8 protein-coding genes are annotated in these 13,047 nt (G+C 71.5%); 3 read left to right on the forward strand and 5 right to left on the reverse strand.

All coding sequences use genetic code 11. The features are described from left to right. Positions 1 to 80 precede the first annotated feature (80 nt). Entirely contained in the window at positions 81 to 815 is a 735-nt protein-coding gene (locus ABT023_RS17440) for an SDR family oxidoreductase (RefSeq protein WP_350886520.1), read from the reverse strand. A gap of 304 nt (positions 816 to 1,119) precedes the next feature. Here ABT023_RS17440 and ABT023_RS17445 point away from each other — a divergent pair, with 304 nt between their 5' ends. Together ABT023_RS17445 and ABT023_RS17450 are read left to right on the forward strand one after the other, a co-directional pair. Then, positions 1,120 to 1,485: an SCP2 sterol-binding domain-containing protein gene (locus ABT023_RS17445; protein WP_350886523.1), complete on the forward strand. Its 366-nt coding sequence runs from the start codon at positions 1,120 to 1,122 to the stop codon at positions 1,483 to 1,485. 3 nt (positions 1,486 to 1,488) lie between these two features. Further along, positions 1,489 to 3,582: an amylo-alpha-1,6-glucosidase gene (locus ABT023_RS17450; RefSeq protein ID WP_350886525.1), complete on the forward strand. Its 2,094-nt coding sequence runs from the start codon at positions 1,489 to 1,491 to the stop codon at positions 3,580 to 3,582. A 93-nt stretch (positions 3,583 to 3,675) separates the two neighbouring features. Here ABT023_RS17450 and ABT023_RS17455 read toward each other — a convergent pair whose 3' ends face one another. From ABT023_RS17455 to ABT023_RS17470, 4 genes are all read right to left on the reverse strand, one after another. Then, positions 3,676 to 6,417 carry a cation-translocating P-type ATPase gene (locus ABT023_RS17455; protein ID WP_350886528.1) on the reverse strand — a complete coding sequence of 914 codons (2,742 nt, stop codon included), beginning with the start codon at positions 6,415 to 6,417 and terminating at the stop codon, positions 3,676 to 3,678. A 144-nt stretch (positions 6,418 to 6,561) separates the two neighbouring features. After that, positions 6,562 to 7,452, reverse strand: a complete 891-nt coding sequence (locus ABT023_RS17460) for a universal stress protein (RefSeq protein WP_350886531.1) — start codon at positions 7,450 to 7,452, stop codon at positions 6,562 to 6,564. A gap of 242 nt (positions 7,453 to 7,694) precedes the next feature. Next, positions 7,695 to 9,257 (reverse strand): aminotransferase class I/II-fold pyridoxal phosphate-dependent enzyme, encoded by a 1,563-nt coding sequence (locus ABT023_RS17465; protein ID WP_350886534.1) that lies wholly within the window; start codon positions 9,255 to 9,257, stop codon positions 7,695 to 7,697. A gap of 23 nt (positions 9,258 to 9,280) precedes the next feature. After that, positions 9,281 to 10,603: an NAD(P)/FAD-dependent oxidoreductase gene (locus ABT023_RS17470; protein ID WP_350886536.1), complete on the reverse strand. Its 1,323-nt coding sequence runs from the start codon at positions 10,601 to 10,603 to the stop codon at positions 9,281 to 9,283. A 341-nt stretch (positions 10,604 to 10,944) separates the two neighbouring features. Between ABT023_RS17470 and ABT023_RS17475 the strand changes: the two genes are divergently transcribed. Continuing rightward, on the forward strand, positions 10,945 to 13,005 hold the full coding sequence (locus ABT023_RS17475; RefSeq protein ID WP_350886538.1) for a serine hydrolase domain-containing protein: 2,061 nt from the start codon (positions 10,945 to 10,947) through the stop codon (positions 13,003 to 13,005). Positions 13,006 to 13,047 lie beyond the last annotated feature (42 nt).

Raw genomic sequence — 13,047 nt, forward strand, 5'->3', positions numbered from 1 at the left:
GGTTCCCGCCGGTCCCGACGTCCGGAGCTCCGGCCCAGGCCGGGGCTCCGGGTCGACGCGTGCGGCCCTGCTCCGGCGGTTCAGGCGGCTCCTCCGTTGACGTACAGCACCTGGCCGTTGATCCAGCGGGCCGGGCCGGCGAGGAAGGCCACCACGTCGGCGGTGTCGCTCGGGTCGCCGAGCCGGTTCATCGGAGACATCGCCGCCATCTGGGCGATCGCCTGCTCGTCCTTGCCCTCGAGGAAGAGCGCGGTGGTGGTGGCGCCGGGCGCGACCGCGTTCACGGTGACGTCGCGTCCCCGTAGCTCCCGGGCCAGGATCAGGGTGATCGAGTCCATCGCGGCCTTGCTCGCGGCGTAGGCGGCGTAGCCGGGCAGGGACAGCCGGGGCGTCGTGCTGGAGATGTTGATGATCGCGCCTCCTGGCCGGACCCGGCGGGCCGCCTGCTGGTCGACCACGAAGGTGCCGCGGACGTTGGTGCGGTGCACCCGGTCCAGGTCCGCGAGATCCAGTTCGGCTACGGGGGAGTGGATCGCTATCCCGGCCGAGTGCACGACGACGTCGATCCCGCCGTACGTCCGCTCGGCGGTGTCGAAGAGATCGGCCACCGCGAACTCGTCGGCGACGTCGGCCTGCACCGCGACGGCGTCTCCGCCGGCGGCGATGACCTCGGCCACGGCCTGCTCCGCCTCGACCTTGCTCGTGGCGTAGTTGAGCACCACCGCGAAGCCGTCCGCCGCCAACCGTTCCACGGTCCGCCGGCCGATACCATGGGAGCCGCCGGTGACGATCGCGACACGCTGCGAGACGGTCATGATTAGCTCTCCTTGATCCCTGAGGGGCCGTCGCGGTGGGGCTGCGCCGGAGACCGGATTAGATCAAACGAAGACCTTTGATGTGCACGGCCACCCCACCTGCCCTTCCGGCTTGTGCGGTCGACCATCGGCAGACCGCCCCGCACGGCGCGCCTCGCCGCCTCGCTCGTCGACGGCGGCGATTCGTGGCGCGGCGGCGAACTCCCACGGTCGCGCGGCGCGCTTTCCCGCCGTCCGACGAGAGTTAGGACCCGCGTGCGCTGGGTAGGCGGCGTGCGCCCTTACCAGCGCCTGTGGAGGTCGTATGACGGCGATCAGCGCCTTCTTCACGCGGTTGACGAACGTCGGCCACGACGCACGGTTCTGCAAGGTGCGCGGTAGCGTCCGGTTCGACATCCGGGACGGGGATCGGGTGGAGCAGTGGCTGCTGGACATTGATCATGGACGGCTGCGGGTGACGCGGGATGGTGGTCCCGCCGGGACCGTCATCACCACGTCCGTGGACGTGGCGGATGCGATGGCGCGGGGTGAGCTGAACGGCCTCGCCGCGATCACGCGGGGCGAGATCCTGGTCGACGGGGACCTCGGCCTGGCGCTGCGGATCGGTCGGCTGTTCCCGGTGCCGCCTGCTTCACCGCGGCGAGCAGTCGCCCACCACGGAGGAAAGTGACCGATGGAGGACACCCCGGGCACCGTGTCGTGCATCGACGGAAGCACCTTCATCGTGTCGGACGCCAGCGGTGATGTGGACGCCTCGCCCGCCTCCCCGGTCGGGTTGTTCGCCGCCGACACCCGTTTCCTGTCCCGATGGGTGCTCACCGTCAACGGCGAGCGGTTGACCGCGCTGTCGGTGGATGACAGCCGGTACTACGAGGTGGCGTTCTTCGTGGTGCCGGGCGGGCGGGTCGACTACGTGGAGGCTGACGTGTCGGCGATCCGGCGGCGGCGGATCGGGCCGGATCTGACCGAGTCGCTGACGGTGTTCAACTACGGCGAGCAGGACGTAGACCTCGACGTGCGCTTGGAGGTGGCGGCCGACTTCGCCGACATCTTCGACATCAAGTTCGACATCCGCGACAAGGCCGGCAGTTACTACACCCACCTCGGTCCGGACGAGTTGCGTCTGGGCTATCGGCGCGGCACGTTCCAGCGGGAGGTGTCCGTGTCGGCGAGTGAGCCGACGACCTTCGATCCGCGCGGTCTCCGGTTCAGGCCTCGGGTGCGGTCCGGGCAGCAGTGGTCGACGCAGCTGCGGGTGGTCATGCGGGCGCTGCGCCCGGACGGCGTCGACCTCCGTTCCGCGGTACGAGCCCTGCGCCCGGACGAGTCCACCCTGCCGGAGAGCGTGCGCGCGTGGGTCGCGGCGGCCCCGCAACTGGACACCGAGAACACCGCGCTGCAGCAGGTGTACCAGCGCAGCCTGGTGGACCTGGCGGCGCTTCGCTTCGCTCCGCTCTCCCTCGGTGGCGCGACCGTACCCGCGGCCGGTCTGCCCTGGTTCATGACCCTGTTCGGCCGGGACAGCCTGCTCACCTGCCTGCAGACCCTGCCCGTCACACCGTCGCTGACCCCGCCGACACTGCGGATCCTCGCCTCGTTGCAGGGCGCCCGGACCGACGACGTCCTGGAGGAGGACCCCGGCCGGATCCTGCACGAGTTGCGCTACGGCGAGTCGGCCGCCTTCGAGGAACAGCCGCACTCGCCGTACTACGGCACCGTGGACGCCTCGCCGCTGTTCGTGGTGCTGCTCGACGAGTACGAACGGTGGAGCGGCGACGCGGCGCTGGTGATCGAGCTGGAGCAGGAGGCCCGAGCGGCCCTGGCGTGGATCGACCAGTACGCGGATCTGACGTCCACCGGCTACGTCTGGTACGAGCGACGCAACCGGGTCACCGGCCTGGAGAACCAGTGCTGGAAGGACTCCTGGGACAGCATCTCCTACGCCGACGGCAGGCTGCCGGGTTTCCCCAGGGCCACCTGCGAGGTGCAGGGCTACGCCTACGACGCCAAGATCCGCGGGGCGCGGCTGGCCCGTACGTTCTGGGGTGACCCGGCCTTGGCCGACCGGCTGGAACGCGAGGCGGCGGCGCTCAAGGACCGCTTCAACCGGGACTTCTGGATCGACGACCGCGGCTACTACGCCCTCGCACTCGACCGCGACGGCACCCCCGTCGACAGCCTGTCCTCCAACATCGGACACCTGCTGTGGAGCGGCATCGTCCCGCCGGAGCGGGCCGGGCAGGTCGTCGAGCACCTGATGAGTCCGGCGCTGTTCTCCGGCTGGGGGGTACGCACCCTGGCCGAGGGGCAACGCCGCTACAACCCGCTCGGATACCACAACGGCACCGTGTGGCCGTTCGACAACTCGTTCATCGCCTGGGGTCTGCGCCGCTACGGATTCGCCGCCGAGGCCGGCCGCATCGCCGAGGGCATCATCGACGCCGCCGCCTACTTCCAAGGTCGGCTTCCCGAAGCCTTCGGCGGCTTCGCCCGCGACACCACCCGATACCCGGTCCGCTACCCGACCGCCGGCAGCCCCCAGGCGTGGTCCAGCGGGGCCTCGATGCTGCTCATCCGGACCATGCTCGGCATCGACCCCCACGAGAACCATCTCGCCGTGGACCCCGTGCTGCCACCCGGCTTCAGACGGATCGCGCTGCTGGACATCCCCGGCCGCTGGGGCAAGGTCGACGCCTTCGCCCGTCACCGCCCGGACCATCTGCCGACCGACGACACCGGCCACCACCTCGCACCCTCACTCGAGTAGGAACGAGGCGAGGGCGAGCGCGCAGGCGATCAGCGCCCTCGCCGAACGGCTCGCCAAAGGGTGATCGCGTGCACCCGGTGTCCGCTCAGTCGGTCAGGAAGCCCAGGCCGCGCTCCGGCGGCGCAGCCTGGCGCGTGTCCAGGCCTTGCCGAGCTCACCGGCGATCAGGATGGTGGAGCCCGCCGCCACGCACGCCAGCCACTGGCCGGAGGTGAGGTCGACGGTGGAGAAGAAGCGGCGCAGGGGATCCATCTCGACGACCAGGACCACAAGCACGACGACGACCGCGACGGCGATGAACGCCGACGGGTTCCGCAGTGTCTCCCGGGCGAAGACACTGCGGCTGAAGTGCCGGACGTTGAGCAGGTTGAACACCTGGAAGAACACGAAGGTGGCGAAGGCCATGGTGCCGGCGACGGTGGCCAGCCCCGGCGCGGGTTCGGGGCCGGGCGCCAGCACCAGAACCGCGAGGGTTCCGGCGGCCATCACCGCACTGGCCAGCAGGATCCGCCCGAGCCGGTGCCGGGTGAGGATCCGCTCGCCGGCGGGCCGTGGTGGCCGGCTCATCGCGTCCTGACTGATCGGGTCGACGCCGATGGACATCGCCGGTGGGCCGTCCATGACGAGGTTGACGAAGAGGATCTGCAGGGCGGTGAACGGCGTACCGCCGGCGATGCCGGTCAGCGACGCGACCAGGAACGTCAGCACGAAACCGAACGCGGTCGACACCTGGAAGCGGGTGAAGTTGACGATGTTGTCGTAGATGCCGCGGCCCTCGCGGACGGCGCGGACGATGGTGGCGAAGTTGTCATCGGTGAGGACCATCGTCGCGGCCTCGTTGGTGACCTCGGTCCCGGTGCGGCCCATCGCGATACCGATGTCCGCCCTGCGCAGCGCGGGGGCGTCGTTGACCCCGTCGCCGGTCATCGCCACCACGTCACCGCGGGCCTGCAACGTCCGAACGATGCGGATCTTGTGTTCGGGGGAGACCCGGGCGATCACCCCGATGTCGTCGAGTCGGCGGGCGAGCTCGGCGTCGTCCTCGATCCGATCGAGGTCGGTGCCGCTCACCGCCGTCCCCGGGATGCCCAGTTCGGCGGCGATCGAGCCGGCCGTGACGACGTGGTCCCCGGTGATCATCCGGACGCGGATACCGGCGGCCCGGCACTCGGCGATGGCCTGTCGCGCCTCGGGCCGGGGCGGATCCACGATCCCCACCAGCGCGACCAGGACCACCCGATCGAGCATGTCCTTGGGGTCATCGGTGGGTTCGAACCCCTCCGCCGGAAAGTCCTGCGCGCCGACCGCCAGCACCCGCATGCCCTGCTCGGCGAGCGTCGCGTTGGCCTGGTCGTAGCGGGTCCGGGCGGCGTCGTCGAAGGGCAGGATCTCCGCACCGCCGAGGTGGCGGTCGGCACGGGCTGCCAGCACGTCCGGGGCGCCCTTGACGAAGGACCGGATCATCTCGCGGCCGTGCTCGTCGGTCCACCGGTGGAACGTCGCCATGAACTTGTAGTCGGCGTCGAACGGAATCTCCAGCAGCCGGGGGCGCTCACGGCGCAGGCCGGCCACGTCGATGCCGCCCTTCTCGGCGAGCACCACCATGGCGCCCTCGGTCGGGTCGCCGACCAGGTCGCCGTCACGCAGCACGGCGTCGTTGCACAGCGCCATGGCGATCAAGGCTTCGTCGAGTGTCCCGGGCAGCGGCGAACCGTCGGTGGTGCGGATCCGTCCGTCGGTGCGGTAACCCTCCCCGGAGACGGTGAACCGCCGACCCGCCAGCAGTACCTCCCGGGCCGTCATCTGGTTGAGGGTCAACGTGCCGGTCTTGTCGGTGCAGATCTGCGAGGTGCTTCCCAGCGTCTCCACCGATGCCAGCCGCTTGACGATGGCGCCGCGTCTGGCCAGCCGACCGGTTCCCATGGCCAGCGTGAATGCCACCACCGCGGGCAGCCCTTCCGGGATGGCGGCCACCGCCAGCGAGACCGCGCTGATGAACAGGTCCCCGAACTCCTGCCCGCGCACCAGGCCCAGCACGAACACGATCACGATGACCGCGCCGGCGACGAGGGCCAGGGTTCGCCCGAGCGTGTCGATCTGTCGCTGCAACGGCGTCGGTCCCGGCTTCGCCTGTTGCAGCAGGCCGGCGATGCGGCCGGTCTCGGTCGCCATTCCGGTCGCGGTGACCACGGCCGCCCCCCGGCCCCGGGTGACCATGGTGTTCATGAACAGCGCGGTCGCCCGGTCTCCCAACGGGGCCCGCTCGTCGATCTCCGCGTCCGCCGCCTTCGCCACCGCCTGTGCCTCGCCCGTCAGCGACGACTCCTGCACCTCCAGCGAGGCCGACGTCAGCAACCGGCTGTCGGCGGGCACCCGGGCGCCCGCCTCCACCGCGATCACATCCCCGGGCACCAACTGCGCGGCGTCCAGCCGCACCAGCCGCCCGTCCCGGCGAACCGTCGCGGTCGTGACCAGCATCCGCCGCAACGCCTCCAGCGATGCCTCCGCCCGCGACTCCTGAACGAAGCCGATCGTCGCGTTGAACAGCACCACCACGGCGATCGCTGCCGGTGTCTCCCACTCCCGGCTCACGATCAGGCTGACCAGCGCCGAGACGAGCAGGATCAGGATCAACGCATCCTGGAACTGCCGCAGGAACGCGCGCAACCGCGACTCCCGCGCCGCTTCGGTCAGCCGGTTCGGGCCGTGGCGCTCCGACCGGCGGGCCGCCTCCTCCGCCGACAGGCCGGTCGCGGGGTCCACGCCCAACTCTCGGACGACGCGCTCGGCGGGAACGGCGTACCAGGCGTGCGCCTGCGTCGTTGACTGGCCCATTATCCCATTATTCCCGGCCATATCCCTCCGTACCCCGCACAGATCAAGACTGCTGTCGGCCGGCATCGACCGCTGCGGTGACCCGATCGCCTCGTCGGCCCGTGTCCGCTCCTGGTCGCCGGTGCTGGATCGGGGCAGGGGGTATCAGCTCCCGGCGGTGGTTCCCCGGTGGTGGAGGATGGCCACGGGAGAGTGCGCGTGATGGAGCACGGCGTGGCTGACCGAGCCGAGCAGCAGGCCGGCGAGCGCGCCTCGGCCGCGGGCTCCGACAACCACCAGTTGGGCCGTCCTCGACTCCTCCACCAGCACCCCGGCCGGTGAGCCCCGCGTCAGCCGCTGCTGGACCGGCACGTCCGGGTACCGCGCCGCGAAGCCGGCGACGGACTCGGCGAGGGCGCGTTCCTCCTCCGCGGCGAGCGCCTCCAGGTCGTACACCAGCGGCAGGATGTCACCCGGGCCGAGCGGCGCCGGGTAGAGCCAGGCGTGCACCGCCACCAGCGGGACACCCCGGCGGGCCGCCTCCTCGAACGCGAACTCGACCGCCCCGGCGGAGAATTCGGAACCGTCCACGCCAACCACCACCGGCCCGTCGGTGCGCGACTCACCGCGCACCACGAGCACCGGGCACGCCGCGCGGGCGGACAACTGCACAGTGGCCGAGCCGATCAGCAGCCCGGCGAAGCCGCCCAGGCCGCGGCTGCCCAGCACCAGCAACGAGGCGTCGCGCGACTCGGCGAGGAGCACCGGAGCCGGCGAACCGTCGACCACTGCGCCGGTGACCTCCACCTCCGGGGCGATCCTGCCAGCTTCGGCCACCGCCTCGGCGACGTGCCGCTCGGCCTGGTTGCGCAGCCCGGCACCGGCCGGGGCGCCGGGCGCCGGATCGACCGTGACGCGCATCAGCGGCCAGATGAACGCGTGCACGATCCGCAGGGGGCGCCGGCGGCTGGCCGCCTCCCGAGCAGCGGTGCGGACCGCGTCCAGCGCGATGGCAGAACCGTCGACACCCACCACGACCGGGGCACTGCTGTCCATGACAGCTCCCTTCCTTCGCTCCTGCTGTCCCAACTCGCCCTGATGCCGGTCAGGCGCTGATCAGGCTGGTCAACCAGCGTACCCAGCTCACGGGCGGTGAACGGCCGCCGTCCCGACCGGGGTGACCTGGTCAACTCCCGGCCGTCGCCCCGTCATCGATGTCAGTTGTGGGCACCGGTGGGCTTCCACGAGGCCGGGCGGGGCGCCGGGCAGCCACCGGCCCCGGTGCCCCGCCCGACGGACTACCGGGGGGCGCTGCCGAACGCGCTGGACAGGTACGCGCGGGAGTCCGTGATCGCGCCCTCGATGATGCGGGCCGCCTCCCGGGCCTCCTCGGGCCCGTGACCGGCCTGCACCTGGAGCCGGAACCGGGACGATCCGGTCGGCGTGACCGGGAACTCCACCATGAACGCGAGGACCCCCCGGTCGAAGAGCAGCCGGTTCGCGGTTCGGGCGAGCTTCTCGTTGCCGATCAGCAGCGGGACGATCGGCGAAGGCTCCCCCATGCAGGTCAGGCCCCGGTTGGTCAGCTCGTCGCGGAGCGCATGGATCGCGGTGAACAGCCGGGCGCGAAGCGCGTCCCCCTCGGGGGACCGGATGATCCGGGTGGCCTCCCGGACCACCGCGGTCTGCACCGGGGAGAGCGCGTTGGAGAAGAAGTGGCTACCACCGAACATCTTGATGTACTGCTTCAGGGCCGGGGAGTTCGACGCCACGAAACCGCCGTTGGAGCAGAACGTCTTCGAGAACGCGCCCATGACGATGTCGACCTCGCCGAGCAGGTTCTGCGTCCCCAGCACGCCAGTACCGCCCGGCCCCATCGAGCCGAGGTCGTGCGCGACGTCGACCAGCAGGGTGGCGTCGTGCTCCCGGCAGACCCGCTGGAGGGTCACCAGGTCCGGCCAGTCGGCGTCCACCGAGAAGAGGCCGTCGGTGACCACCAGGATGCCGTTGCGGGTGTCGTGCGACCGGATGTCGACCAGGTGCTGGCGGACCGCCTCGACGTTGAGGTGCTCGTAGCGCACCACGTTGCGGGTCGCCGCCCGCGCGCCCTGCTGAAGGCAGGAGTGCGCGAGCCGGTCGATCAGCACGTGGTCGGACTGGCGGACCAGACCGACCACCGCGCCGAAGCCCGCCGCCCACCCGGTCGGGAAGAGCGTCACGTGGTCGAGTCGCACCAGGTCGCCGAGGGCCGCCTCGAGGTCGTCGGAGATCCGGGTGTTGCCGAGCACCATCGGCGAGCCGGCGCTGTGCGGACCGTAGTCGCGCATCGCGCGGGCCGCCGCCTCTCGGATCGCCGGGTGGGTGTTGAACGACAGGTAGTCCTGCGAGTTGAAGTTGATGCCCCGGGTCCGCCGGCCCAGGTCGTTGGTGATCTGGGCGACGCTGTCCGGGGCCGCCTCCAGCACCCGGGAGTACTGCCAGGTCTCCGTACGACGGCGGGCCTGCACCCAGCCGTAGAAGTCCTCGGTGCGGGCGAGCAGGTTCCGGCCGGCGGGGCGGTAGAAGTCGTAGGCGTTCTTGTCCAGCGCGTACTCCTCGTCCGGGTCGACGGGGTTGCGCAGGTGGGCGGGCTCCCACATCTCCGTCAGGTCCGCGACGATCTGGGCGAGTTCGCCGTCGGCGCCGGACCGGTCGAGGGTCGCGAAGTCGTCCCACGGGATGTGGGCGGCCCAGTTGCGGGTCATCTCGGAGACCTCGGCCGCGGTGCGCGTCATCGCCTCGACGTCGCCGCGCCGGGCCGCGTGCAGGATGACCTCGATCAGCTCGCCGTCGTCACGCTGGTGCAGGTCGGTGGTGGTCACGGTGTCGGCTCCCTGGTGCGGCATCAGGCGAAGGGGTTCTGCTGGTACATGCGGGACGTCGCGGCGAAGTCGTCGAAGACCGCGTAGTCGGCCGAGGACTCCTTCGCGGCGTCGTTGAGCAGGAAGAGGTTGGACGCCTGGAAGAACTCCGAGACCGGCGCGACGTCGGCGTGCGTGGCGATGAACCGGTCGGTCTCCTCCTGGTTGCCGCGTAACGCGAGGAACAGTTGCAGCTCGTCGTGCCGGTACGGCCGCATCTCCGCGAACGTGCACACGTAGTCGTAGTAGGCGGCCGCGTTCTGGCTGCGGCGGCGGCCCTCGTACGCGGCCATCGACTCGTCGATCGACATCTCCCCGGTCAGCCACCGGTCCAGGGCGGCACTGACCAGTTCCGCGTCGCGGAAGGCGTGGGTCATGCCGATCGCGGTGCACTGGTCCTTCGCGGACTCGGCGTCGCCGACCAGTACCCAGCCGGGCCCGTGCAGCGGCCGGAGGAAGGCCGACTGGTCCAGGGTGCCGTAGATCCGCTCCTGGCGCGTCCCCCGGGTGCGGACCACATCGCCCAGCTCAGGGCTGACGAAGTCCAGCGCCCGCTCCATGTTGCCCGGCACGTCGGCGCGGAACTCCCGGGACCACTCGCTCGGCCCCCAGACCAGGACCATGTTCTGCGCGAAGTTGGTCGGCACCACCGCGCAGCCGAGCCGTCCGCGCCGGTGGATCTGCCCGGACCCGAGATCGAACCCGGACCAGTAGCTCCAGTAGGCGAACGTGCACCGGGGCCGCTCGTCGTACTTGGGCAGATCGAGGGCGCGCGCGACGAACGAGTTCCGGCCGTCGGCGCCGACCACGATCCGGGCCCGCTCCTCGAACGCCTGGCCGTCGGCCGCTCGTCCCCGGACGCCGACGACCTGGCCGTCTTCGACGATCAGCTCCCGTACGGTGCAGTTGGTGCGGACCTCGGCACCGGCCTTGGCCGCGGCCTCGACGAGGATCTCGTCCAGCACCCGGCGGCGGACGGAGGCGTAGCTCTGCACCACGCCCGAGTCGTCGCCGTGCAGGTCCCGGAAGTACTCGCGCAGCAGGTCCGTCGGCACCGATCCGGTCAGTCGGATGCCGTCGTTGACGATGTCGATGGTCGTGTGCGTGGGGGTGACCTCGGCGACCTGGTCCAACAGGCCCCAGCGGTTGAGGTAGGACATCCCGTGCGGCCACAGGAAGTGTGTCGAGATGACGTCACTGGGGAACGACGACCGGTCCACCACGAGCACCCGGTGCCCTTGCCTGGCGAGCAGCAGGGCGGTGGAGGCACCCGCGCAGCGGGCGCCGACCACTATCGCGTCGTACATGATTCGCAGTTCCTCCGATGGGGGTTCGGCTGCTCAGCCGGCCGACCATCCGGCGCGGCAGCGACCGGTACGGCCCGGCAACCGCCCAGAAGGTCGCCGGCCGAGCGGGAATTAGACCGCCACCGTACACAGTGGACCGAAGGGGATCGCCGAGCGGTCGGGTTTCTTGCCCTGCGGCCGGCTCGTGACGCCACCGTCTCCCACTCAGGTCGCAAACCGATTGCGTCCCTGCGCCAGATGGCGCGGCGGCGCTGCTCCAGCAGGCTGTGCCAAGGGCATTCGAGTGACGCCGAACGGACCTCCTCCGGACACCCGAAAGCCTCGGAAGGCAGCAGACAACCATGTTCCACGCAGACACCCCCGAACGGCTCACCCCACGACCCCGCCCACCCCGATCCGGGTCCCGCCCCCTGCGCCGCGCGGCGTTCCTGGCGACACTGTTCGCTGTCGCCGCGACGGCGGTCGCGGGCTGCGGCGCCGGCCCGTCGCCGACCAACCCGGCCCCGCCCGTCGGCGCCCCGGCCGCCCCGGGCGCGTCGACCGACCCGGCCGCCCTGAACAGCAGGGACGTCAACGCCTGGCTCGACGGTCTGCTCCCGGCCGCACTCCAACGGGCCGGCATCGCCGGAGCCACGGTCGCCGTCGTCCGCGACGGAAAGATCATCACCGCACGGGGCTACGGCCACGCCGACACGGGCACCGACGACGGCGCGGTCCCCGTGCCCGTCGACCCCGACCGGCACCTGTTCCGGGTGGGATCGGTGTCGAAGCTCGTCACCGCGACCGCCGTCATGCAGCTCGTCGAGAAGGGCCGGCTCGACCTCGACGCCGACATTCGCGGATATCTCGACTTCACCCCGCCGCGCAGCTACGACCGGGCCGTCACCCTGCGGCACCTGCTGACCCACACCGCCGGGTTCGAGGAGCGGGTCGGCGGCCTGATCGACCTGGCGGGCACCGGAGCCGACCTGCGCAAGGCGCTGGCGACCGACCCGCCCGAGCAGATCTACGAGCCGGGCACCGTGCCCGCCTACTCCAACTACGGCAACGCGCTCGCCGGGTACATCGTCGAGCGGGTGAGCGGAACGCGCTTCGAGGAGTACGTCGGGCGCAACGTCCTCGGCCGCGCCGGCATGACGTCGTCGACCTTCGCCCAGCCGCTGCCGCCGCACCTGCGGGACCGCCTGTCGAACGGATACGACGACGCCTCCGCCCCGGCCGTACCGTTCGAGACCGTCGGCGTCCCACCCGCCGGGGCGCTCAGCGCACCGGCGACGGACATGGCCCGCTTCATGCTCGCCCACCTCGGCGCACCGGCCGGTGGGGCGGCCCTGCTCAGCCCTGCGACCCTCGAACTCATGCATCGGCCGGCGCTCGACGCGGCCTCGCTCGGCACCCTCGCCGGCGGCCCCCGGATGACTCTCGGGTTCTTCGAGGAGAACCGCAACGGCCACCGCATCCTCGGCCACGGCGGCGACACCTCGTACTTCCACTCCCACCTGCAGATCTACCCCGACGACCGGGCCGGCATCTTCATCTCGCTCAACAGCAACGGGCGCGGCGCGATCGACAGCCACGAGCTGCGGCAGGCGGTCCTGTCGGGGTTCGCCGACCGCTACTTCCCGCCGACCGAGCCCCTGCCGGTCCGGACCGTCGACGCGGCGACCATCGCCGAGCACGCCGCGATGGCCGCCGGCACCTACGAGAGCTCGCGGGCGATGCGCAGCACCTTCCTGACCGCGATCGGCCTGGTCGGCCGTACGACGGTGAGCGTCCAGGACGGCGGACGGCTGCTGTTCGAGCCCGGCCCGCTGTCGGACTCTCCCGCCCTGTACGAGGAGATCACCCCCCACGTCTGGCGGGAGGTCGGCGGGCAGCGCGTTCTCTCGATGCGGGCGGTCGACGGCAGGGTGCAGGCGATCGGCTTCGAGTCCGCGTTCGCCCTCCTGCCGGTCGAGCCGGCCCGCAGCTCCACCCTCGCCGTCCCGGTGATCGCCGCGTCGGCGGTTGTGCTCCTCCTCGCCGTCCTGTCCTGGCCGGTCGGCGCGGTCGCCCGCCGCCGCCTCGGCCGCGCCCCCCGCGACCCCGCCGGGCGCACCGCGCGGGTCCTGAGCCGCCTCGCCGTCGCCGGCGCCCTCCTCGCACTCGTCGGCTGGGGGTTGAGCATCGTCAGCATCATGGGCCTCCAGGACGTCCCGAGCGCCGCCCTGCGGGCCGTGCAGGCGTTACAACTGATCGGTCTGCTCGGTGTGCTGCCCGCCGCCGTCCGGCTCGTCGACGACATCCGCCGCGGTGCCGGCTGGCACCGGAGGGCCGCCAGCGGCCTGATCCTGCTCGCGCTCGCCGGTACGGGGTGGTTCGCCGTCGAGTTCATGCTGCTCGCCCCGGACATCTCCTACTGACCCGCCGCCGCGCGCCGATCCCCGACGAAGGATGCTCATCGC

Origin of the sequence: Micromonospora sp. NPDC002296 (assembly GCF_040296145.1) — a bacterium.
Classification (GTDB): Bacteria; Actinomycetota; Actinomycetes; order Mycobacteriales; family Micromonosporaceae; genus Micromonospora.